The following is a 22,203-nucleotide window of genomic DNA, read 5'->3' on the forward strand; positions in this document are numbered from 1 at the left end:
CTGCCGCGTCGCTGCCGGACAGCCCGGCCAAGGCGGCCGCCGCGCCGCCCCGCCCGGCCCGGATCGATCCGGTCCCGCTGGCCACTCTGCTCGCCCGTGCGGGAGCCCGGCTGATCGCCGACCGTCCCGAGGCCGCCGACCTCACCGTCACCGGCACCACGCTGCGTGCGCAGCACGTGCTCCCCGGTGACCTGTTCGCCGGCCTCCCCGGAGCCCGCGCGCACGGCGCCGACTTCAGCGACCAGGCCCTCGCCGCCGGAGCCGCGGCCGTCCTGACCGACCCGAGCGGAGCCGACCGGCCCGCGCTGCGCGACGCGCCGGTTCCGGTCCTCGTGCACCCGGACCCGCGCGCCGCGCTCGGCGAGATCGCCGCGTGGATCTACGGCGAGCCGTCGCTGAGCCTGTCCGTGCTCGGCGTCACCGGCACCTCCGGCAAGACCACCACCTCCTACCTGGTCGACTCGGGCCTGCGCGCCGCCGGGCGCACCACCGGCCTGATCGGCACGGTCGAGACCCGGATCGCGGGCGAGCGCCTCGCGAGCGGGTTCACCACGCCGGAGGCCCCGGACCTGCAGGCGCTGCTCGCGGTGATGCTGGAGCGCGGCGTCACGCACGTGCCGATGGAGGTGTCCAGCCACGCGCTGGCGCTCGGCCGGGTCAACGGCACCCGGTTCGCGGTGGGCGCGTTCACCAACCTGTCGCAGGACCACCTCGACTTCCACAAGGACATGGAGGAGTACTTCGCCGCCAAGTCCCTGCTGTTCGACGGCCGCTCGACCACCGAGGTCGTCGTGGTCGACAGCGCGTGGGGGCAGGCGCTGCTCACGCCGCAGACGGTGACCGTCTCGATCGAGGCCGGCGCCGACGCGCTGTGGCGGGCCGCCGACATCGAGGCGACTCCGGCGGGGGAGCAGACCTTCACCCTGCTCGGGCCGGACGGGCTCAGCCGCGCGGCGAAGATCCCGCTGCCGGGCACGTTCAACGTCGCCAACGCGGTGCTCGCCGCGGCGATCCTGGACAGCGCGGGCATCGACGCCGACGACATCGTCGCCGGGCTCGCCGCGGTGGAGGTGCCCGGCCGGATGGAGCGGGTGTACCTCGGCCAGGAGTTCACCGCGGTGGTCGACTACGCGCACAAACCGGCCGCCGTGGCGCAGGGCCTCGACGCCCTGCGCGCCCGCACCGACGGCCGGATCATCACCGTGCTCGGCTGCGGCGGCGACCGCGACACCGCGAAGCGCCCGATGATGGGCGAGGCCGCGGTGCGCCGCAGCGATCTGCTGATCGTCACCGACGACAACCCGCGTTCGGAGGACCCGGCCGCGATCCGCGCCGCGATGATGGCCGGCGCCCGCGCGGTCGGGCCCGCGGCCGGCGGCGAGGTCGTGGAGATCGGCGACCGGCGCGAGGCGATCGCGTCCGCGGTGTCGCTCGCCCGGCCGGGGGACATCGTCCTGATCGCAGGCAAGGGCCACGAGACCGGCCAGGAGATCCAGGGTGTGGTGCACCCGTTCTCCGACCGGGACGAACTGGAGGCCGCCATCCGCAAGCGTCTCGAGGTGACCGCGTGATCGAGCTGAGCCTGGCCGAGATCGCCGACGTCGTCGGCGGCAGGCTGCACCGCACCGACGGATCCGCTGTCGTGACCGGCAGCGTCGAATTCGACACCCGCGAACTCGGCCCCGGCGGGCTGTTCCTCGCCCTGCCCGGCGAACGCGTCGACGGGCACGATTTCGCCGCGAAGGCGGTACAGGCCGGCGCGGTCGGCGTGCTGGCCGCGCGCGAAGTCGACGCGCCCGCGATCGTCGTGCCGCCGCTGCCGCCGGGACAGGGCAACGCCGGGTCGGTCGCGCTGACCGGCGACAAAGACGGCTCCGGCGCCGCCGTGCTGGCCGCGCTGGCCAAGCTGGCCCGGCACGTCGTCGACCGGCTGGCGGCGGCCGGGCTGACCGTCATCGGCGTCACCGGCTCGTCCGGCAAGACCTCGACCAAGGACGTCATCGCGCAGCTGATCGAGCCGATGGGCCCGACGGTCGCGCCGCCCGGGTCGTTCAACAGCGAGCTGGGCCATCCGTGGACCGCGCTGCGCGCCGACGCGTCGACCAGGTTCCTCGTGCTGGAGATGTCCGCGCGCGGGGTCGGGCACATCGCCGCGGCCGCCGAGACGACGCCGCCGCGGATCGGCGCGGTGCTCAACGTCGGCAGCGCGCACGTCGGCGAGTTCGGCTCGCGCGAGGGCATCGCGAAGGCGAAGGGAGAGCTGGTCGAGGCGCTTCCGGAAGACGGCCTGGCGGTGCTGAACCTCGACGACCCGCTGGTCGCCGCCATGGCGAGCCGCACGAAGGCCCGCGTCGTGGGCGTGGGGGAGTCGGCCGGGGCGCAGGTCCGGGCCGCCGACATCACCGTCGACGACGAGGCCCGCCCGTCCTTCCGGCTGATCACGCCCGAGGGCGAGGCCCAGGTGACGCTGCCGCTGCACGGCGAGCACCACGTCGGCAACGCGCTGTCGGCCGCCGCCATCGCCCGCGAGCTCGGCGCGACCACCGAGGAGATCGCGCAGCGGCTGTCGTCGCTGCAGCGGCGCTCGGAGCGCCGGATGGACGTCACCACCCGCGCGGACGGCGTCACGATCCTCAACGACTCGTACAACGCCAACCCGGAATCGGTCCGGGCCGGCCTGAAGGCGCTCGCCTCGATGAGCCGCTCCGGCCGCCGCGCGTGGGCGGTGCTCGGCGTGATGGGCGAGCTGGGCGAGGACTCGGTGACCGCGCACGACTCGATCGGGCGGCTCGTGGTCCGGCTCAACATCGAGAAGCTCGTCGTGGTCGGCCAGGACGCGGCCGCCATGCACCAGGGCGCGTTCCAGGAGGGTTCCTGGGGCGAGGAGTCGGTGCTGGTACCCGATGTCGAGGCCGCCGTTGCCGTGCTGCATGATCAGCTCCGTCCCGGGGACGTGGTGCTGGTCAAGGCGTCCAAGGCCGCCGGTCTGTGGCGGGTGGCCGAGGCGCTGCTGGCCGAACCCGGGAACCTCTCTTCCTCGTCTTCCGAACGCTCGAACGGTGGTCACGCGTGATCAACATCATGATCGCGGCCGCGGCGGGTCTGCTGGTCTCGATCCTGCTCACGCCTTACCTCATCCGGGTCTTCTCGCGGCAGGGCTTCGGCCAGGAGATCCGCGAGGAAGGCCCGCAGGGGCACAAGTCGAAGCGCGGCACGCCGACCATGGGCGGCGTCGCGATCATCATCGCGATGGTCGTCGGCTACTTCGTCGCGCACCTGATCACCTGGATCGGCAACTCGCGCTCGGCCGCGCCCTCGGCGTCCGGCCTGCTCGTGCTGATGCTCGCGGTCGGGCTCGGCGTGGTCGGTTTCCTCGACGACTTCATCAAGATCCGCAAGCAGCGCAACCTCGGGCTGAACAAGACCGCGAAGCTGGTCGGCCAGCTGGTGGTCACCATCCTGTTCGCGGTGCTGTCGCTGCAGTTCAAGGACGCGCAGGGGCTCACCCCGGCGTCGCAGAGCCTGTCCTACGTCCGCGACCTGGCGCTGATCACGTTCCCGTCGGTCGTGTTCGTGATCTTCTGCTACATCGTCATCTCCGGCTGGTCGAACGCGGTGAACTTCACCGACGGCCTCGACGGCCTGGCGGGCGGCGCGGCGGCGATGGTGCTCGCGACGTACGTGGTCATCTCGTTCTGGCAGGCCCGGCTCTCCTGCTCGACCCAGCCGCTCCCGGCCTGCTACGACGTGCGCGACCCGCTCGACCTCGCGGTCGTCGCGGCCGCCGCCACCGGGGCCTGCATCGGGTTCCTGTGGTGGAACGCGGCGCCGGCGAAGATCTTCATGGGCGACACCGGGTCGCTCGCCCTCGGCGGCCTGGTCGCCGGGCTGTCCATGACCACCCGCACCGAACTGCTCGCCATCGTCATCGGCGGCCTGTTCATGGTCGAGATGATCTCGGTGGTCACGCAGATCGCGGTCTTCCGGACGACGCGGCGGCGGCTGTTCCGGATGGCGCCCTTCCACCACCACTTCGAGCTCGCCGGGTGGGCGGAAACCACGGTGATCATCCGGTTCTGGCTGCTCTCGGCGATCTGCTGCATGTTCGGGCTCGGGCTGTTCTACAGCGAGCAGCTCAACTTCGGAGGCTGAGCCTTGCAGCTTGAGGGCAAACACGTTCTCGTCGCGGGCGCGGGCGTCACCGGGAAATCGGTCGTCCCCGTGCTGCGCGAACTGGGCGCGCGGGTCACGGTCACCGACGGCAACGCCGAGCGGCTCGCCGAACTGGAGGACCTGGACGCCGAGCTGGTGCCCGGCCTCAGCGCACCGCCCGCGGACACCGCGCTCGTCGTGACCAGCCCCGGCTGGCGGCCGACGTCCCCGCTGCTGGTCGCGGCGGCCGAGGCGGGCGTCGAGGTGATCGGCGACGTCGAGCTGGCGTGGCGGATCGGGCAGCTGCGCGAGCATCCGCCCGCGTGGCTGGTCATCACCGGCACGAACGGCAAGACGACCACGGTCGGGATGCTGGAGTCGATCCTGCGCGCGGCCGGCGCGGACGCGGTGGCCTGCGGCAACGTCGGCTACCCGGTGCTGGACGCGGTCCGCGGCGGGCACCAGGTGCTGGCCGTCGAGCTGTCGAGCTTCCAGCTGCACTGGTCGTCCACGATCGCGCCGGACGCGTCGGTAGTGCTGAACCTCGCCGAGGACCACCTCGACTGGCACGGCTCGATGGAGGAGTACGCCGCCGCGAAGGGCCGCGCGCACGAGCGTTCGCGCGCCGTCGTGCACAACGTCGACGACCCGTGGTCCGCGCGGATCGCCGAGGAGCACGCGCCGGACGGTGCCCGGCGGATCGGGTTTGTGCTCGACACCCCGCGCGCCGGCGAACTGGGCCTGGTCGAAGACCTGCTGGTGGACCGTGCTTTCGGGGCCGACCCGGAGACGAGCGCGGAGGAACTGGCCGAGATCGCCGACGTCCGCCCGGCCGGACCGCACAACCTCGCGAACGCGCTCGCCGCGGCCGCGCTCGCTCGCGCGCACGGCGTGACTCCGGAGGCGGTGCGCGCGGGGCTGCGCGCCTACGAGCCCGCGCCGCACCGCGCGGTGGAGGTCGCCGAGGTCGGCGGCGTCCGCTACGTCAACGACTCGAAGGCCACCAACCCGCACGCCGCGCTCGGCTCGCTGCTCGCGCACGAAGGCGTGGTCTGGATCGCCGGCGGGCAGCTCAAGGGCGCGTCGGTGGACGAGCTGGTCGCCGCGGTCGGCGGACGGCTGCGCGCCGCCGTCCTGCTGGGCGTCGATTCACCCGTGATCGAGGCCGCTCTCGCGCGACACGCGCCGGATGTCCCGGTCAACCGCCTCCTTCCGGGTGACGATGAGCCCATGACTGCGGCGGTGAATGCGGCCAGCGCCCTGGCTCGTCCTGGTGACGTGGTGCTCCTCGCGCCCGCCGCCGCCTCGCTGGACATGTTCTCCGGCTACGGAGCGCGCGGCGACGCGTTCGAAGCCGCGGTGCGTGCTCTGGACGACGGCGCGGCGGGGGCGGCGGATGACGGTCGTTGACGGAGACAAGCCCCGGCCGCGGCGCGTCCGCAAGGAAAGCCCGTTCGTCGCGCTCCGGACCGCGCTGACCGCCTGGCTGTCGCGGCCGCTGGCGTCGTTCCACCTGGTCCTCGCGCTGACCGGCATCCTCACCGTGATCGGCGCGGTGATGGTGCTGTCCGCGTCGTCGGTGGCCTCGTACAACCCGAAGACCGGCAGCGGCGTGTACGCGCTGTTCTTCCGGCACCTGATGTTCGTCGCGATCGGCGGGATCGTGTTCTGGGCGGGCCTGCGGGTCCGGCTCGAGCGGGTCCGCCGGATGTCGGCGACGATGACGGTCGCCTGCCTCGGCCTGCTGCTGCTGGTGCTGACGCCGCTCGGGTCGACGGTGAACGGTTCGCAGGGCTGGTTCAAGCTCGGCGTGTTCACCTTCCAGCCGGTCGAGGCGGCGAAGGTGGCGCTGGCCTTCTGGGGCGCGCACATCCTGGTGATCAAGTACAACGTGCTGCACCAGTGGCGGCATCTGCTGGTCCCGGTCGTCCCGGTGGCGCTGCTGATGTTCGCGCTGGTGATGCTGCAGCCCGACCTCGGCGGCACGATCACCCTCGCGGTGGTGCTGCTGGGCCTGCTGTGGTTCGCCGGCGCGCCGAAACGGCTCTTCGGGGTGATCCTGGCCGGCGGCCTGAGCGGCGTGCTGGTGCTGGCGATCATCGCGCCCTACCGGCTCGCGCGGGTGATGTCCTTCCTGTCGCCGGACGCGGACACCTCGGCCGAGGGGTTCCAGGCGAACCAGGCCAAGCTGGCGCTCGCCGACGGCGGGCTGTTCGGCAAGGGGCTCGGGCAGGGCGCGTCGAACTGGGGCTACCTGCCGAACGTGCAGAACGACTTCATCTTCGCGCTGATCGGCGAGGAACTGGGCTTCGTGGGCTGCGCGGTCGTGCTGGCGCTGTTCGCCGGCGTGGCCGTGGTCGGCCTGCGGATCGCCACCCGCAACATCGATCCGTGGATCCGGATCGTCGCGGGCACCCTGACGGTGTTCCTCGTCGCGCAGGCGGCCATCAACATCGGCTACGTGGTCGGGCTGCTGCCGGTCACCGGCGTCACGCTGCCGCTGATCTCCTACGGCGGCACGTCGCTCGTGATCACCATGCTCATCATGGGCGTGCTGGCCAACGCCGCGCGGCACGAACCCGAGGCGGTGGCCGCACTGCGCTCGCACGGGCCGGGTAAATTCGGACGCCTGCTGCGGCTGCCCGCGCCCGATCCGTACCGCCCGCCGTCCACCCGCAAGGGAACGCGCGGAGCGGGGACCGGGACGAGGGCGGCCCGGCCGGCGCCGCGTGCGGCCCGGCCCGCACCGGCACAGGAACGCCGCCGGTCGGCGCGGCGGACTACAGCGAACCGCGGTGCCCGGAGCACCGCGAACCGGAGAGGTCATCGGTGAGCAAGCCCGTCAAGGGAACGCAGCGGTCGGCAGCGGGCCGGGCGCCGGTCGTCGTGGTCGCGGGCGGGGGCACCGCCGGGCACATCGAGCCCGCGCTCGCGCTGGCGGACGCCGTGAAGCGGCTGCGCCCGGACGCCGAGGTGATCGCCCTCGGCACGGAACGCGGACTGGAGAACAAGCTCGTGCCTGCGCGCGGGTACCCGCTGGAGCTGATCCCGCCGGTCCCGATGCCGCGCAAGCCGACGCCGGAGCTGCTCCGGCTGCCGCTGAAGGTGCGCGATTCGGTCCGCCGCACCCGCGAGGTGCTCGACCGGGTGCACGCGGACGTCGTGGTCGGTTTCGGCGGCTACGTCGCGCTGCCGGCGTATCTCGCCGCGCGCGGCCGCACGCCGATCGTGGTGCACGAGGCGAACAAGTCGGCCGGGCTGGCCAACAAGGTCGGCGCCCGCTTCGCGTCGCGCGTCGCGGTCGCGGTGCCGGGCACGCCGCTGCCGAAGGCCGAGGTGGTCGGCATTCCGCTGCGCCGCTCGATCACGTCGCTGGACCGGGCCGCGCTGCGCGCCGAGGCCCGCGCATTCTTCGAGCTGGACCCGGACGCGCCGACGCTGCTGGTGTTCGGCGGTTCGCAGGGCGCGGCGTCGATCAACTCGGCGGTTTCCGGTGCGGCGAAGGACTTCGCCGAGGCGGGTGTCGGCGTGCTGCACGCGCACGGCCCGAAGAATTCCCTTGTGGTGCAAGAGTTTCCCGGCCGCCCGCCGTACGTGCCGGTGCCGTACCTGGAGCGGATGGACCTGGCCTACGCCGCGGCGGACGCGGTGGTGTGCCGCTCCGGCGCGATGACCGCGGCCGAGGTGTCCGCGGTCGGGCTGCCCGCGGTGTTCGTCCCGCTGCCGCACGGCAACGGCGAACAGGCGGTCAACGCCCAGCCCGCGGTCGACGCCGGCGCCGCGCTGATGGTCGCCGACGCCGACCTCACCGCGGAGAAGGTCGCCGAACTGGTGATCCCGCTGGTGACCGACGCCGACCGGGTCGCCGCGATGAGCGCGGCCGCCGTCGGGCTCGGCCACCGCGAGGCCGACGAGACCCTCGCCCGCATCGTTTTGGAGGCCGCCGGTGCCTGACACGCCCGAACTGCCCGCGCAGCTGCGCCGGGCGCACCTGATCGGGATCGGCGGGGCCGGGATGTCCGGCATCGCGCGGATCCTGCTCGCCCGCGGCGCGGCCGTGTCCGGGTCGGACGCCAAGGAATCGCGCGCGCTGCTTTCCCTGCGCGCGCAGGGCGCGACGTTGTTCGTCGGCCAGACCGCGGAAAACCTCGGCGAGCTGGCCGAACCGCCGTCGGCCGTCGTGGTGTCCACCGCGATCAAGGAGACCAACCCGGAACTCGCCGCGGCCCGCGAGCGCGGCATCCCGGTGCTGCACCGCGCGCAGGCGCTGGCCGGGCTGATGGCCGGGCACCGCGTCGCGTGCATCGCGGGCACGCACGGCAAGACGTCGACCACGTCGATGCTCACCGTGGCGCTGCAGAACTGCCGGATGGACCCGTCGTTCGCGATCGGCGGCGACCTCAACGAATCCGGGGCGAACGCGCACCACGGCGAGGGCGGCGTGTTCGTCGCGGAAGCCGACGAGAGCGACGGTTCCTTCCTCACCTACACGCCGTCGGTGGCGGTGGTGACGAACGTCGAGCCCGATCACCTCGACCACCACGGCACCGCCGAGGCGTACGTGAAGGTGTTCAGCGACTTCGTCGGCCAGATCGAGCCGGGCGGGCTGCTGATCGTGTGCGCGGACGACGAGGGCGCGGCCCGGCTCGGCGACGAGGCCGTCGCGGCCGGCGTCCGGGTGCGCCGCTACGGCCGTGCCGCTTCCGGCGAAGGCGACGTGCGCGTGCTCGACTACACGCCCGCACCGGACGGCGGCGTCGTGCGGATCGCGCTGGACGGCGAAGAACACGACCTGCGGGTCGCGGTGCCGGGCGAGCACATGGCGCTCAACGCGGTCGCCGCGCTGCTCGCCGGACTCGAACTCGGCGCGCCGCTGGACGGTATGGCCGCCGGGCTCGCCGCGTTCGGCGGGGTGCGCCGCCGGTTCGAGTTCAAGGGCCGCGCGGGCGACGTCCGGGTGTACGACGACTACGCGCACCACCCGACCGAGGTGGCCGCGCAGCTGCGCGCGGTGCGCACCGCGGCGGGCAGCGGACGGGTCGTCGTGGTGTTCCAGCCGCACCTGTACTCGCGCACGCAGACTTTCGCCGCCGAGTTCGCCGAAGCGCTGTCGCTGGCCGACGAGGTCGTGGTGCTCGACGTGTTCGGCGCGCGCGAGGAGCCGGTGCCGGGCGTGACCGGTGCGCTGATCGCCGACCGGGTGACCGTGCCGGTGCACTACCAGCCCGCCTTCGACGTGGCCGCCGGCCTGGTCGCGGACCTCGTCCGGCCGGGCGACCTCGCGATCACCATGGGCGCGGGCGACGTGACGCAGCTCGGCCCGGAGATCTTGGCCGAGCTGGACCGGAGGGCCTCGGGAGCATGACCGGGACCCGGCAGCGCCGTCGCTCGCCCGCGCCTCGTGCGGGCGAGGAGCAGCGTGCCGCCCTGGCCCGGGAACGCCGCGGGCGGCGGACCGAGGAGGAACGCCAGCGCACCCGCGCCCGCACCTCCGCGCGTTCGAGCCGCTCGACGCGGGCTTCCGCGCGGAAGTCCCGGCCCTCGCGCGGCAAGGAGATCCGCCGTCGCTGGGTCGCGTTGCTGACCGTGGTCACCCTGGTCGCGCTGGGGTACCTGCTGTTCTTCAGCTCGCTGCTCGCGGTGAAGACGATCGAGGTGCAGGGCGCGAAAACCGTGTCGGCGGACCAGATCCGCGCGACCGCCGCGGTGCCGCCCGGGCAGCCGATGCTGCGCGCGGACGTCGACGGGATCCGCGACCGGGTGGCGCAGATGCCGGGCATCGCGACGGTCGACGTGTCCCGGTCGTGGCCGACGACGCTGGAGATCGCGGTGACCGAACGGACCGCGATCGCGTTCTTCGACAGCGGACCCGGCGGCGACGGGGTGCACCTCGTCGACGGCGGCGGGGTCGTGTTCAAGACGGTGAAGACCCGGCCGGTCGGCTTGCCCGAGCTGAAACTGCCGAAGGTGTCGGTGGACGACCCGGTCACCCGCGCGGTGACCGCGGTGCTCGGGGTCCTGCCGGAGCAGCTGCTGAAGCAGACGAAGACGGTCACCGCGCAGACGCCGGCGAGTGTCGAGTTCACGCTGTCCACCGGCAAGACGGTGCGGTGGGGGAACGCGGAGAACACCGACCGCAAGGCGAAGGTGCTGGCCGCGCTGCTGACGCAGCAGGGGAAGATCTACGACGTTTCCGCGCCGGAGTTGCCGACTATCACTTCGTGAGTGTTGAAGCCGGTTCTAACCGGCATGAACGCTCGCGAGGCGCGGGACCTGGTGACGCGCGAGGAGGGCGGTAGCTCCGGATCGCCCGGGTGCCTACGCGCATTCGTGCGGGGGAGTGCCTCGTGAGTGGCTATGCCGGTTCTAACCGGCATAGCCACTCACGAGGTTTTCGTGGCGCGGACTTCTCGTATGGCGTACGCTTGTCGGGTTCGTACGCCATACGAGAAGGTGGGGGCATGACGGTTCTGGTGACGGGTGCGACGGGCAACGTCGGGCGGCTGGTGGTCGACGAGCTGGTGGCTCGCGGGGTGCCGGTGCGGGCGTTGACGGTGGATCCGGAGCGGGCGGCGTTGCCTGGCGGGGTCGAGGTGGTGGTCGGGTCGCTGGCCAAGCCCTCGACGTTGCCTGCTGCGCTGGACGGGGTCGAGGCGGTTTATCTGGCGCCTTATGCGCGGACTGTTTCGCGGTTTTGCGAACTGGCCTCGGCGGCTGGGGTTCGGCGGGTGGTCGCGTTGTCTGGGTCCAGTGTGGGGGACACGCATCCGGCTTCCAGCGGGCATGGGTTTGCCGCGGTTGAGGATGCGGTTCGGGCTGGCGGGTTTGCGTGGACGTTTTTGCGGCCTGGGGCGTTCATGATGAATTCTCTGGGGTGGGCGTCTTCGATTCGGGAGCGTGGGGAGGTTCGGTCGGTTTATCCTCGGGCTACTCAGACGCCTATTGATTTGGGGGATATTGCTGCTGTTGCCGCTCAGGTGTTGGGTAGCGAGGGGCATGTGGGGCGGGTCTATGAGTTGAGTGGGCCGGAGGGGATTTCTCTTGAGGCGATGGCTGCGGCTATCGGGGGTGCGTTGGGGAAGACGCTGCCGTTTGTGGAGTTGACTCCGGAGGAGCAGGTTGCCGAGTGGGTGGGGGCTGGGTATCCGGAAGGGGTTGCTTCGTGGTTGCTGGAGAATTTCGCGGTTACTGATCGGGAGCCGCAGGTGCCTACTGGGGTGGTTGAGGAATTGCTGGGGCGGTCGGGGGTTTCTTTTGCTGAGTGGGCGAAGGGCAATGTGGCTGCGTTTTCCTGAGGCGGCTCGTCGCCTGGCGGCGACATTGCGCCGTGAGTGGTGAGACGGGGCACCCCGATTTTTGAGTGTGACTACGGCGCGGGGGTGCTTGTCAAGGCGGGAAAGATGCCTTGACAAGCACCCCCGCGCCGTGTTTTGGGCTTCGTATCGGGGGTGGGGGAGGTGTGGCTGCCTTGATGGGTTGGGTGCGCTGGCTGCGGTCCGTTAGCTGGCGTTTTCGATGAGGTCTAGGTCTCGGAGGCAGAAGCCGTGGTGTTCGAAGGTTTCGTTGAGCACTGTGCCTAGGCATTGGCGTACTGTGCGGCCTCTTGCGTAGGGCGGCCAGACGTCGTCGTCGGGTACTGGGGCGGGGGCTGTCAGCTCGGCGGCGGTGATCTCGTTCAGCCAGGTCTCCAGTTCGGCGGCTTGCGCGTCGCGCACGTTCGCGATTTCGTCCAGGGACGGAGTCGCCGAGAGGTTCAGGCCGTGTGCTTCGCGGTAGGGCTCGACGGCCGGGCCGATGCCCATGGGCGTGAAGTGCGCCGTCGAGCCTCGGCAGCAGCGGCGGAACCATGAGTCGTGGACGAAGACCAGGTGGCGCATCGTTTGGGCGGCCGACCATTCGTCGTTCACGCTGCGGTGTTCGATGCCTGGGGTGCGGCGGATGCGCTCGATCGTCGCGGTCCAGCCGGCGCGGAGTTGGCGTGCTGCTTCGCGCAGGTCGGCAAGGTCGTCGGAGCGGATCAGTACCCGCACCGGGTGGCGGCGGTCCAGTTCTGCTTCGACGTAGCCGCTGACTTCGACGCCGTTCACCACGAGGTTGGAGACGAGTCCGTCGATCACGGCGTCCTGCATGACCACGCCGATCAGGCGCGCGCCGGTCAGGTCGCACTCGCGGAACTCCGTGTTGCGCAGGTCTTCGTCGACATGCTTTTTCATGATCCGCATCGTAGAAGCGACCACCGACAAAACCGGGTGCCGCGGGTCGTGCGGGGGAACGTCGTGAGGGGAACCCTGAGGGAATCTGCTTCCCTCAGGGTTCCCCTCACGTACGTTTGCCTTGTCTGGCGCGTCCGGTGTGCCGGTCGGCGGGGCGACGCGGCTTAAGTTCCTGGCAACGGGAATCGGATTCCGTCGGGGTTCCCCTCGCGAAACACGGTCAGGCCAGTGCGGCGTCCAGGGTGATGGTGGTGCCGGAGAGGGCCTTGGAGACCGGGCAGGTCTGTTCGGCGGTCTTGGCCAGTTCGGCGAACTGGTCCGCGGTGACGCCGTCCAGTTTCGCGCGCAGGGTGATGGCGATGCCGCTGATTTCGAAACCGCCGCCGTCGGCCGGGCCGAGGGTCACTTCGGCGGAGACGTCGATGTACTCGGCTTCCAGTTTCTGGGACTCCAGCACGCCGGAGAGGTTCATCGCCAGGCAGCTCGAGTGGGCCGCGGCGATGAGTTCCTCGGGGCTGGTCTGTCCGTCCGGGTCGCCCGCCCGGGTCGGGAAGGACACCTCGTAGGTGCCGAGGTTCGACGAGTCGAACGTGACCTCGCCCTTGCCTTTCTGCAGTCCGCCGGTCCAGTGGGTGGTCGCGTCGCGGCTGGGCATCGCTGTCTCCTTCGAAACGGTTGGGGGTGCTGCTCCCATGAAGGTAGTGCGCAATTACATTGCGTGCAAGTTAAATCGCGAAAACGGGTGGCCGGATGCGGCAGACTGCGAACTGTGACCGATGCTCCTGAACGTCCCGACCCGCCGATGGCGGGGGACGAGCGCACCCAGCTCACCGGCTTCCTCGACTTCCTGCGCGCCAGCGTCGTATGGAAATGCTCCGGCCTCACCGACGAGCAAGCCCGCCGGACGCACGTGCCCAGCGAGCTGACCACGATCGCCGGGCTGCTGTGCCATCTCACGCTCGTGGAGAACTACTGGTTCCGCGTCGTGCTCGACGGGCAGCCGGACGAGTGGGCGGACCGGCTCGAGATCGACCGGGACGCTGAGTTCCGGCTCGCGCTGGAACTGCCGATGACCCAGCTGATCGCCGACTACGAGGCGGAGACCGAGAAGTGCCGCGCGGTCGTGGCGGCGCGGGGGTTCGACGACACGGTGCTGTTCAAGGGGGACAAACCGCTCACGGTGCGTTGGGTCGTCACGCACATGATCGAGGAGACCGCGCGCCATCTCGGGCATCTTGACCTGCTGCGCGAGCTGACGGACGGTCTCACCGGGGAGTGAGCCCGATCGCGCGACGACCTCGAACTGCTGCGCGCGACCGTGGCGTGGACGTGCTCCGAGCGGTCTTTGGACGATCCGGTGGGGTTCGCGGGCGACCGGCTCGTGACGGTGGGGACCTAGCGGCGTCTCGAGTTGCTGCGCGGGCTCATCGGGGAGTGAGCTTTTTCGGGGGAAGCGGGACGAAACCGCTGGTGCGGGCGATGTAGTCGGCGTAGCCGGGGCGAGTGTGCCGCATGCCTTTTTCCAGCATGGGCTTGCCGGTGCCGCGGGCGAGGGTGAAGGTCATCGCGACCGGGGACAGGATCGTCGCCGCGCCGGGCCACGTCGAGCTGGCCAGCAGATAGAGGCCCCACCAGACGCAGGCGTCGCCGAAGTAGTTCGGGTGCCGGGTGTAGCGCCAGAGGCCGGTGTCGAGGACTTCGCCGCGGTTGGCCGGGTTCGCGCGGAAGCGGCGGAGCTGCTCGTCGCCGACGGTTTCGAAGGCGAAGCCGACCAGCCAGACCGCCACGCCCAGCCAGGCGGTCACGCCGAAACCCGTGCCGGACATGGCGAATTGCACGGGCAGCGAGACGAACCACAGGACCACCGCCTGCATCAGATAGGTCCGCACGAAGATCCGGACGCCGGGGTTGGGTCCGGCGCGTTCGGCTATCTGCTGGTAGCGCGGGTCTTCCGGCTTGCCGCGGTTGCGCAGGTGCAGGTGGACGGCCAGGCGCACGCCCCAGACGACGGTGAGCGCGGCGACCGTCAGGCGCAGGGTGAGCGGGCCGGTGCCGAACGGGAACGAGACCACGGCGACGAGGGCGAAACCTAAGCCCCAGAACGTGTCGATGGTGTCGTAGCGGCGGCGCAGGCGCGCGATGCCGAAGGTCACGGTGACCGCGACCAGGGTGACTCCGCCGGTGAGGGCGAGCAGCGCGATCATGCCCACTCCCTCGTCCACGGCAGGGCGGAGCGGCCGGTCGCGTCCGGGCGCACCGCGAGGATCTGGTCCACGCCCATGCGGTTCTCCTCGAAGGCGAGCGCGCCGCCGACCAGGTACAGCCGCCAGACCCGGGCGCCTGCCTCGCCGATCAGCGCGACGGCCTCGTCCCAGTGCCGCTCCAGGGTGTCTGCCCACGCTCGCACGGTCGGGACGTAGTGCTCGCGCAACGCGTGCACGTCGCGGATTTCGAAGCCGGCGGTTTCGAGGTGGCCGAGGGTGCGGCTGAGCGGGCGCATGGTCATGTCGGGGGCGATGTAGCGCTCGATGAACGCGCCGCCGCCGGGTGCGACCGCTCCGCGCGACATTTGCTGCAGCAGCAGTCGTCCGGTCGGCTTGAGCATCCGGTACAGCGTGCTGGCGTAGGTCGGGTAGTTCTCTTCGCCGACGTGTTCGCCCATCTCGACGGACGCTACGGCGTCGAAGGACTCCCCGGCGAGTTCGCGGTAGTCCTGCCGCCGCACCTCGACGCGGTCGTCCAGATCGTGCTGCGCCAGCCGCGTTTTGACGTGCTGCACCTGCTCGGCGGAAATGGTGACGCCGACCGCTTCGACGCCGTGGTGCTTCGCCGCGTGCACGAGCAGGGATCCCCAGCCGCAGCCGACGTCGAGCAGCCGCATGCCCGGCCGCAGGCCGAGTTTGCGGCAGATCAGCTCGAGCTTGTCGTGCTGGGCGCGGGCGAGGTCGGCGGTGTCGGACCAGTAGCCCGAGGAATACGCCATCGAATCGTCCATCAGCAGCTGATAGAAGGCGTTCGACAGGTCGTAGTGGTGCGAGATAGCGGAGCGGTCGCGGCCGAGGGTGTGCAGCTTCCCGCGCAGCCGGGCTTCCTCGGCGGGCGGTTTCGGCGGCAGGCCGAACACCCCCAGCCGGGCGGCCAGTCGGACGGCCTCGCCGAAGTCCCGCGCGGACAGTTGCGGCCGGTAAGCCCAGGCCCGGCGGAAGCCCTCGGTGAGATCGCCTTCGACGTCCAGGTCGCCCGAGACGTAAGCGCGGGCCAGGCCCAGTTCGCCAGGCGAGTACAGGAGCCAGCGCAGGGCGCGGCGGTTCTTCAGGACGACGGTCGGCCCGGCCGGCCCGGCCTGGTGCCCGTCCCAGGTGCGGACGGCGACCGGCAGCGGGCCGCCGAGGACGCGTTCGGCGAAGTCGGCGAGTCGATGGGCTGCGGATTTCGGCATGCGGGGGATTCGGAGCCGAGGTTCGCGCGGATTGGCGCCAATCCGGCCGGGCCGCCGCGCCGAATGCCTTCCGTGCACCACACCACGGGACAACGCATCGCTGTCATCGGCAGCGGGGTCGCCGGCCTCACCGCCGCGTACCTGCTGCAGCGCCGCTACGAGGTTCTGCTGTTCGAGGCCGACGACCGGCTCGGCGGCCACGCCCACACCCACGACGTGCCGAGCGCGCACGGCGGGACGGTCGCCGTCGACTCCGGGTTCCTCGTCCACAACGAGCGCACCTACCCGACGCTGCTGCGGCTGTTCGGCGAACTCGGCGTCCGCACCCGCGAGACCGAGATGTCGATGAGCATCCGCTGCGACGGCTGCGGTCTGCAGTATGCCGGGGCGAAAGGCGTGCGCGGGTTGTTCGCGCAACGAAGCAACGCCGCGTCCATGCGCTATCTGCTCATGCTGGCGGAAGTGAAGCGGTTCCACCGGCACGCCGCACGACTGCTGGCGCGCCCCGAGGCCGGCGACGTGCCGCTCGGCGCGTTCCTGGCGATCGGCGGGTATTCACGGTATTTCGTGGACCATTTCGTGCTGCCGCTCGTGTCGACAGTGTGGTCCGCCGATCGCACCGACACCATGCAGTATCCGGCGCGGTACCTGTTCGAATTCCTGCGCAACCACGGAATGCTCAGCGTGCGGAATTCGCCGACGTGGCGGACGGTTGTCGGCGGTTCGCGGGAGTACGTCGAGCGGGCGGCCAAGCAGTTGACCGCGGTGCATCTGTCCACTCCGGTTCGCGCGGTGCGGCGGACCGCGCGCGGCGTCGAGGTGCGCGACGACGCCGACACGGCCCACCGGGTCGACCGAGTCGTGGTCGCGACGCACGCGGACCAAGCGCTGCGACTGTTGCCGGACCCCACTGCGGCGGAACAGAAGCTGCTCGGCGCTTTCCGCTACTCGCGCAATGAAGCTTGGCTGCACACCGATCCCGCCGTGCTGCCGACCGCGCCCGGAGCCCGGTCCTCCTGGAATTACCGGACGCCCGGCTGCGGGGCTGACCTGCGCGCGGTCCAAGTCACTTACGACCTGAATCGCTTGATGGGCCTCGACGAAGCGACGACCTATGCGGTGACTCTCAACCCGGGCGATGGTCTCGATTCCGCCTCCGTAGTCGCGAAAATGTCTTACGAACACCCGATCTACACGCCGGAATCGGTGGCCGCGCAGAGAAGCCTCGCGGAATTGAACGACGGCGTGCTCGCCTACGCCGGTGCTTATCAAGGCTGGGGATTCCACGAGGACGGCTGTTCCTCCGGCGTCCGCGCCGCGGCCAGTTTCGGGGTGACCTGGTGACCGCAGCTCTCTACGACGCCACCGTCGCGCACGTCCGCCGGGCCGACCCGCCGTACTCCTTCGCGCACCGGATGTACCTGTGGCGGACCGAGCTCGACGACCTGCCGCGGCTGCCGTGGTGGCTCCGGCCGTTCGCGCGCTTCGACGGCCGCGACCACTTCGGCCGGGACGAACCCGGCGACATCCGGTCCAAACTGGACGCTTGGCTCGCGCACCGAGGGGTGGACTTGCGCGGCGGGCCGGTGACGATGCTCGCATCGGCGCGCGTTCTCGGGTACGTGTTCAATCCGATCACGGTCTACTGGTGTCACACGCCGGACGGCGCGCTCGCCTGCGTGGTCGCCGAGGTGCACAACACTTACGGCGGCCGGCACGCCTACCTGCTCCGGCCCGGGGACGAGCTCCGGACGGAGAAGGAGTTCTACGTGTCGCCGTTCCAGGAGATCGCGGGGGAGTATCGGATGCACCTGCCGCGGCCGGACGCGCTGCTGGCGTTGACCGTCGTCCTGCAGCACGACGGAGACGCCGCCCTGACCGCTACGCTGCGAGGAGTCCGCCGTCCGGTCGGGATCGCCACGCTCGCGCGTTTCCTGCTCGGCAGGCCGCTGCAGCCGCAGCGCGTCGCCGCGCTGATCCGTCGCCACGGGCTCGCGCTGTGGCGGCGCAAGGCCCCGCTCGCCGCCCGGACCGGACAGAACACGGCAGGAGCCCTCCATGGATGAGAGCGCACGCCCGGCGGACCGGCTCTCGGCGGTGCCGCCGACGAGTGCCGAGGATTTGATGGCGCTGGTCGCGAAGGGGGACGAACGCGCCTTCGAACGGCTCTACGATCAGCTCGCCGGTCCCGTCTACGGGCTCGTCCGCCGCATCGTGCGGGACCCCGCGCAGTCCGAGGAGGTCGCGCAGGAGGTGCTCGTGGAGCTGTGGAAGACCGCGACGCGCTATTCGCCGGGGAAGGGCAGCGTCTTGAACTGGGCGATGACCCTCGCGCACCGCCGCGCGGTCGACCGGGTGCGGTCCGCGCGGGCGAGCACCGAGCGCGAACGGAAAGCCACCTTCGAGGCCGCGCGCGGGCGGCCGTTCGACGAAGTCGCCGAATCCGTCGCGACCCGGCTGGAACGCTCGCAGGTGCGGCGCTGCCTGAAGACGCTGACCGAATTGCAGCGGGAATCCGTCCTCCTGGCGTACTACCAGGGCTATACCTATCGCGAGGTCGCCGACGTGCTGGACACGCCGCAGGGGACGGTCAAGACCAGACTGCGCGACGGGTTGATCCGGTTGCGCGACTGCCTGGGGGTGACGGCGTGACCAGTCCGGACATGCACACGTTGGCCGGCGCGTACGCACTCGACGCGCTGTCGGAGGTCGAGCGGGCCCAATTCCGCCGTCATCTCGACCAGTGCGAGGCCTGCGCACAGGAAGTGCGGGAACTGAGCGAGACCGCGGCCCGGCTCGGCGCGGCGATGGACGAGCAGCCGCCGTCCGGCCTCAAGGACCGGGTGCTCGCGGAGATGCGCACGACCCGCCAAGTGCCGCCGCGGACCGGCGCCGCGGAACCGCGTCCGCGCGGACCGCGCCGCTGGCCGATGCTCATCGCCGCCGCGGCGGCCGTCATCGGGCTCGCCCTGGCCGGCGTGTTCGGCGGGATCGCGCTGCACACCAGCAGCCAGCTGAACAGCGCACAGTCCGAATTGGACGCCGCGCGCGACCGCTACGCGCCGGTGGCCGAGCTGCTCGCCGCGCCGGACAGCCAGACGTCGCACATCGCGTCGCCGCGCGGAGGCGGCGGGACCGTCGTGGTTTCGCGGAAGCTGGACCGCGTGATGTTCATGCAGTCCGGGCTGCCGCCAGTGCCGTCCGGGCAGGTGTACGAGGCCTGGCTGATGGGCCCGGACCTCGCGCCGCGTCCGGCCGGTCTGCTGCCGGGCGGGCCGTCGGGTTCGCTGGTGGTGGCGGACGGATTGGCCGGTGCGCAGCAGTTCGCGGTGAGCGTGGAGCAGGCGGGCGGGTCGCCGTCGGGGAAGCCGTCGAAGGACGTGGTCCTGGTCGCTTCGGTGCCCGCATAGCAGACCGCGCGCCGGGCCTCGCGGCGGGTTCCGGCCTTGCGCGCGGCTTCGCGTTGTGGCAAAACACCTTTGCCGCTCACGGCGTGGCTACTGGATTAGAGCTTGCGCGGCGCCTACCGTCCTGCCTTGACGCCGGTGGTTGACATAACTCTCACTCTCGGGTTGAGGTTGAGGGTTTCCGGCCCCGGCGGGCGGCATGTGCACATCACGATCAGGAAGGCGGACCCGATGACGCCCCCGCACAACTACCTTGCGGTGATCAAGGTCGTCGGCATCGGCGGCGGCGGCGTGAACGCCGTGAACCGGATGATCGAGGTCGGCCTCAAGGGTGTCGAGTTCATCGCGGTGAACACCGACGCGCAGGCACTGCTCATGTCCGACGCCGACGTCAAGCTCGACATCGGCCGGGAACTCACCCGCGGACTCGGCGCCGGAGCCGCCCCCGAGGTGGGGCAGAAGGCGGCCGAGGACCACCGCGAGGAAATCGAAGAGGTCATCAAGGGCGCCGACATGGTGTTCGTGACCGCGGGCGAGGGCGGCGGCACCGGCACCGGCGGCGCGCCGGTCGTCGCGCAGATCGCCCGCAAGCTCGGCGCGCTCACGATCGGCGTGGTGACCCGCCCGTTCACCTTCGAGGGCAAACGCCGCGGCAAGCAGGCCGAGGACGGCATCCAGCAGCTGCGCAACGAGTGCGACACGCTGATCGTGATCCCGAACGACCGGCTGCTGCAGCTCGGCGACATCGGCGTGTCCCTGATGGACGCGTTCCGCTCCGCCGACGAGGTGCTGCTCTCCGGTGTCCAGGGCATCACCGACCTGATCACCACGCCGGGTCTGATCAACCTGGACTTCGCCGACGTCAAGAGCGTCATGTCCGGCGCGGGCTCCGCGCTGATGGGCATCGGCTCCGCGCGCGGCGAGGGACGGGCGATACAGGCGGCGGAGAAGGCGATCAACTCGCCGCTGCTGGAAGCGTCGATGGACGGGGCGCACGGCGCGCTGCTGTCCATCGCGGGCGGATCGGACCTCGGGCTCTTCGAGATCAACGAGGCCGCGTCGCTCGTGCAGGAATCGGCGCATCCGGACGCGAACATCATCTTCGGCACGATCATCGACGACTCCCTCGGCGACGAGGTGCGCGTCACGGTGATCGCGGCCGGCTTCGACGCGGGCGCGCCCACCCACAAGAAGCTCGACCCGCCCGCGTTCGGCGGCAAACAGGGCAACGGCACCGCGTCCGCCGCGGCGGGCCAGGTCGGCGGCGGTTCGGCCGCGCAGACCCCGCCGCAGACCGGGGCCACTCCGGTGCCGCCCGCGGGCAGCTCCGGCTACCCGGTCGCTCCGCCGCGGACCCCGCCCTCAGGCCTGCCGCAGCCGGGCACCGGCACCCCGCCGGGCGGCCTTCCCCAGCCGGGCGGCGGCTCGCGGGGATATTCGCCGATCGGTTCCGGTTCCGCGACGGGCGGTCTGCCGAGCCGCCCGACCACGGTGCACGACGACCCGACCGACGACGACGTCGACGTGCCCCCGTTCATGCGGCGGTAAGCAAGGGCTCGCGAGCCACGGCCGCCCCGATCTGTCCGGGGCGGCCGTGGCCGTGTCCGGACCTTCGTGCGCGCTGGCGCCGGTTCTCACCGGGACCGCAGCGGCAGAAGCGTGCGGCCAGGCTTGCCTCGTGAGTGGCGATGCCGGTTAGAACCGGCTGTTGAGTCTCAGGACATCGCCGACAGTTGATGTCTCAGGACATCGCGGACACTGACCGGCCTGTCGGCGTGGTGACCAGGGGTGTTGTGGTGATCATGCGGCGATGGGCAGAGCAGGGTTTTCGATGGATCCTGAGTTCGTCGCCGCGGTCGCCCGGGCGGCTCACGGCGAGAAGGTCAACGTGGTGCGGTTCTGCCGCGAGCACGGCCTGTCCCGGGACACCTTCTACAAATACCTGGCCCGGTTCCGGGCCGAGGGCGCGGACGGGTTCACCCGCCGCAGCACCGCCCCGCACCGCCGTCCGACCGCGTTCGGGCCGGCGGTGGCCGAGGCGGTGGTGCGCGCCCGCAAGGAACTCGCCGACCAAGGCCTGGACAACGGGCCGATCTCGATCCGCTGGCGGCTGCAGGACACCGGGCAGTCGCCGCTGCCCTCGCCCGCCTCGATCCACCGCATCCTGCGCGCCCACGGCCAGATCACGCCCCAGCCCCGCAAGAAACCCAAGACCCGGCGACGGTTCGAGTACGCCGACCCCAACGGCTGCTGGCAGATCGACGGCATGGAGCACTACCTCGCCGACGGCGCCAAGGTCTGCATCATCCAGATCCTCGACGACCACTCCCGCCTCAGCATCGGCTGCCACGCCGCGGCCAGCGAAAACAGCGCCGACACCTGGGCCGCGCTGCAACACGCCTTCGCCGGCCACGGCCTGCCCGTGAAACTCCTGTCCGACAACGGGCTGGCCTTCTCCGGCAAACACCGCGGCCGGATGGTCGACCTCGAACGCCGCCTCGCCGAACGAGGGATCACCGCCATCGCCTCCACCCCGCACCACCCGCAGACCTGCGGCAAAGACGAACGAGCCCACCAGACCCTGCGGAAATGGCTCGCCGCCCAGCCGCCCGCCGAGAATCTCCCCGCCCTGCAGCAACTGCTCGACCAATACCAGACGATCTACAACAACCGCCGCCACCAAAGCCTCGACGGCCAGACACCCCAGCAACGCTACGACGCCCAACCCAAAGCCCTCCCCGCCACCGGCCCCCGCCGGCCCAGCGGCGTCACCACCCGCCCCGTTTCCGCCACCGGCGTCATCGCCTTCTCCGGCTGCTCCATCGTCCTCGGACGCACCTGGGCCGGACACACCGCCACCGTCTACTGGCAAGGCGACCGCGTCGCCGTCATGACCGGCGACACCCTCGTCCGCCAGCTCACCCTCGACAGATCAGTACGCTACCAACGCCTCACCAACCAGAAACTGTCCGGAAAGTCCTGAGACACATCT

At 71.1% G+C, this 22,203-nt stretch carries 20 protein-coding genes; 16 read left to right on the forward strand and 4 right to left on the reverse strand.

The annotated features are described in order from the left end of the window. The first annotated feature begins 11 nt into the window (after window positions 1-11). From EIZ45_RS38850 to EIZ45_RS38890, 9 genes are all read left to right on the forward strand, one after another. Window positions 12-1,571: a UDP-N-acetylmuramoyl-L-alanyl-D-glutamate--2,6-diaminopimelate ligase gene (locus EIZ45_RS38850; protein ID WP_043838522.1), complete on the forward strand. Its 1,560-nt coding sequence runs from the start codon at window positions 12-14 to the stop codon at window positions 1,569-1,571. After that, entirely contained in the window at window positions 1,568-3,073 is a 1,506-nt protein-coding gene (gene murF, locus EIZ45_RS38855) for a UDP-N-acetylmuramoyl-tripeptide--D-alanyl-D-alanine ligase (RefSeq protein WP_134669158.1), read from the forward strand. Before EIZ45_RS38850 ends, murF begins: the two co-directional genes overlap by 4 nt. Beyond that, window positions 3,070-4,152 (forward strand): phospho-N-acetylmuramoyl-pentapeptide-transferase, encoded by a 1,083-nt coding sequence (mraY, locus tag EIZ45_RS38860; protein ID WP_037812444.1) that lies wholly within the window; start codon window positions 3,070-3,072, stop codon window positions 4,150-4,152. The genes murF and mraY overlap by 4 nt, the downstream gene beginning before the upstream one ends. A 3-nt stretch (window positions 4,153-4,155) precedes the next feature. After that, the gene (gene murD, locus EIZ45_RS38865; RefSeq protein WP_134669160.1) at window positions 4,156-5,562 is read left to right on the forward strand and encodes a UDP-N-acetylmuramoyl-L-alanine--D-glutamate ligase; all 1,407 of its coding nucleotides are present in this window, start codon (window positions 4,156-4,158) and stop codon (window positions 5,560-5,562) included. Beyond that, complete coding sequence (ftsW, locus tag EIZ45_RS38870) at window positions 5,549-6,985, forward strand: putative lipid II flippase FtsW (RefSeq protein WP_043838524.1); 1,437 nt, start codon at window positions 5,549-5,551, stop codon at window positions 6,983-6,985. Before murD ends, ftsW begins: the two co-directional genes overlap by 14 nt. Further along, window positions 6,982-8,106 carry an undecaprenyldiphospho-muramoylpentapeptide beta-N-acetylglucosaminyltransferase gene (gene murG / locus EIZ45_RS38875; RefSeq protein ID WP_037812442.1) on the forward strand — a complete coding sequence of 375 codons (1,125 nt, stop codon included), beginning with the start codon at window positions 6,982-6,984 and terminating at the stop codon, window positions 8,104-8,106. The genes ftsW and murG overlap by 4 nt, the downstream gene beginning before the upstream one ends. Next, the gene (murC, locus tag EIZ45_RS38880; RefSeq protein ID WP_134669162.1) at window positions 8,099-9,517 is read left to right on the forward strand and encodes a UDP-N-acetylmuramate--L-alanine ligase; all 1,419 of its coding nucleotides are present in this window, start codon (window positions 8,099-8,101) and stop codon (window positions 9,515-9,517) included. The genes murG and murC overlap by 8 nt, the downstream gene beginning before the upstream one ends. Continuing rightward, complete coding sequence (locus EIZ45_RS38885) at window positions 9,514-10,377, forward strand: cell division protein FtsQ/DivIB (RefSeq protein ID WP_134669164.1); 864 nt, start codon at window positions 9,514-9,516, stop codon at window positions 10,375-10,377. The genes murC and EIZ45_RS38885 overlap by 4 nt, the downstream gene beginning before the upstream one ends. A 236-nt stretch (window positions 10,378-10,613) precedes the next feature. Continuing rightward, window positions 10,614-11,447, forward strand: coding sequence for an NAD(P)H-binding protein (locus EIZ45_RS38890; RefSeq protein WP_134669166.1), 834 nt, complete (start codon window positions 10,614-10,616; stop codon window positions 11,445-11,447). Between the two features lie 204 nt (window positions 11,448-11,651). Here EIZ45_RS38890 and EIZ45_RS38895 read toward each other — a convergent pair whose 3' ends face one another. Together EIZ45_RS38895 and EIZ45_RS38900 are read right to left on the reverse strand one after the other, a co-directional pair. Beyond that, window positions 11,652-12,365, reverse strand: a complete 714-nt coding sequence (locus tag EIZ45_RS38895) for a DinB family protein (protein ID WP_051173072.1) — start codon at window positions 12,363-12,365, stop codon at window positions 11,652-11,654. A gap of 220 nt (window positions 12,366-12,585) precedes the next feature. Further along, a complete protein-coding gene (locus EIZ45_RS38900; protein WP_037812437.1) occupies window positions 12,586-13,020 on the reverse strand; it encodes an OsmC family peroxiredoxin in 435 nt (144 codons plus the stop codon). A 114-nt stretch (window positions 13,021-13,134) separates the two neighbouring features. On the opposite strand from EIZ45_RS38900, the gene EIZ45_RS38905 reads away from it, so the two are divergent. Further along, entirely contained in the window at window positions 13,135-13,644 is a 510-nt protein-coding gene (locus EIZ45_RS38905) for a DinB family protein (RefSeq protein WP_134669168.1), read from the forward strand. A 145-nt stretch (window positions 13,645-13,789) separates the two neighbouring features. Here EIZ45_RS38905 and EIZ45_RS38910 read toward each other — a convergent pair whose 3' ends face one another. Continuing rightward, entirely contained in the window at window positions 13,790-14,569 is a 780-nt protein-coding gene (locus EIZ45_RS38910) for a DUF1295 domain-containing protein (protein ID WP_134669170.1), read from the reverse strand. Further along, window positions 14,566-15,804, reverse strand: a complete 1,239-nt coding sequence (locus EIZ45_RS38915) for a cyclopropane-fatty-acyl-phospholipid synthase family protein (RefSeq protein ID WP_043838480.1) — start codon at window positions 15,802-15,804, stop codon at window positions 14,566-14,568. Before EIZ45_RS38915 ends, EIZ45_RS38910 begins: the two co-directional genes overlap by 4 nt. Window positions 15,805-15,867: 63 nt before the next feature. On the opposite strand from EIZ45_RS38915, the gene EIZ45_RS38920 reads away from it, so the two are divergent. From EIZ45_RS38920 to EIZ45_RS38945, 6 genes are all read left to right on the forward strand, one after another. After that, window positions 15,868-17,148 carry an NAD(P)/FAD-dependent oxidoreductase gene (locus tag EIZ45_RS38920; protein ID WP_134669173.1) on the forward strand — a complete coding sequence of 427 codons (1,281 nt, stop codon included), beginning with the start codon at window positions 15,868-15,870 and terminating at the stop codon, window positions 17,146-17,148. Beyond that, complete coding sequence (locus tag EIZ45_RS38925) at window positions 17,142-17,870, forward strand: DUF1365 domain-containing protein (RefSeq protein ID WP_134669175.1); 729 nt, start codon at window positions 17,142-17,144, stop codon at window positions 17,868-17,870. The genes EIZ45_RS38920 and EIZ45_RS38925 overlap by 7 nt, the downstream gene beginning before the upstream one ends. Continuing rightward, window positions 17,863-18,456: an ECF RNA polymerase sigma factor SigK gene (sigK, locus tag EIZ45_RS38930; protein ID WP_037812427.1), complete on the forward strand. Its 594-nt coding sequence runs from the start codon at window positions 17,863-17,865 to the stop codon at window positions 18,454-18,456. Before EIZ45_RS38925 ends, sigK begins: the two co-directional genes overlap by 8 nt. Continuing rightward, window positions 18,453-19,214, forward strand: a complete 762-nt coding sequence (locus EIZ45_RS38935; protein ID WP_106961525.1) for an anti-sigma factor domain-containing protein — start codon at window positions 18,453-18,455, stop codon at window positions 19,212-19,214. The genes sigK and EIZ45_RS38935 overlap by 4 nt, the downstream gene beginning before the upstream one ends. Before the next feature lie 228 nt (window positions 19,215-19,442). Then, window positions 19,443-20,759 carry a cell division protein FtsZ gene (gene ftsZ, locus EIZ45_RS38940; RefSeq protein WP_043838482.1) on the forward strand — a complete coding sequence of 439 codons (1,317 nt, stop codon included), beginning with the start codon at window positions 19,443-19,445 and terminating at the stop codon, window positions 20,757-20,759. A gap of 283 nt (window positions 20,760-21,042) precedes the next feature. Then, complete coding sequence (locus tag EIZ45_RS38945) at window positions 21,043-22,194, forward strand: IS481 family transposase (protein ID WP_134736104.1); 1,152 nt, start codon at window positions 21,043-21,045, stop codon at window positions 22,192-22,194. Window positions 22,195-22,203 lie beyond the last annotated feature (9 nt).

This window comes from Amycolatopsis sp. CFH S0740, assembly GCF_004522315.1.
GTDB lineage: Bacteria > Actinomycetota > Actinomycetes > Mycobacteriales > Pseudonocardiaceae > Amycolatopsis > Amycolatopsis nivea.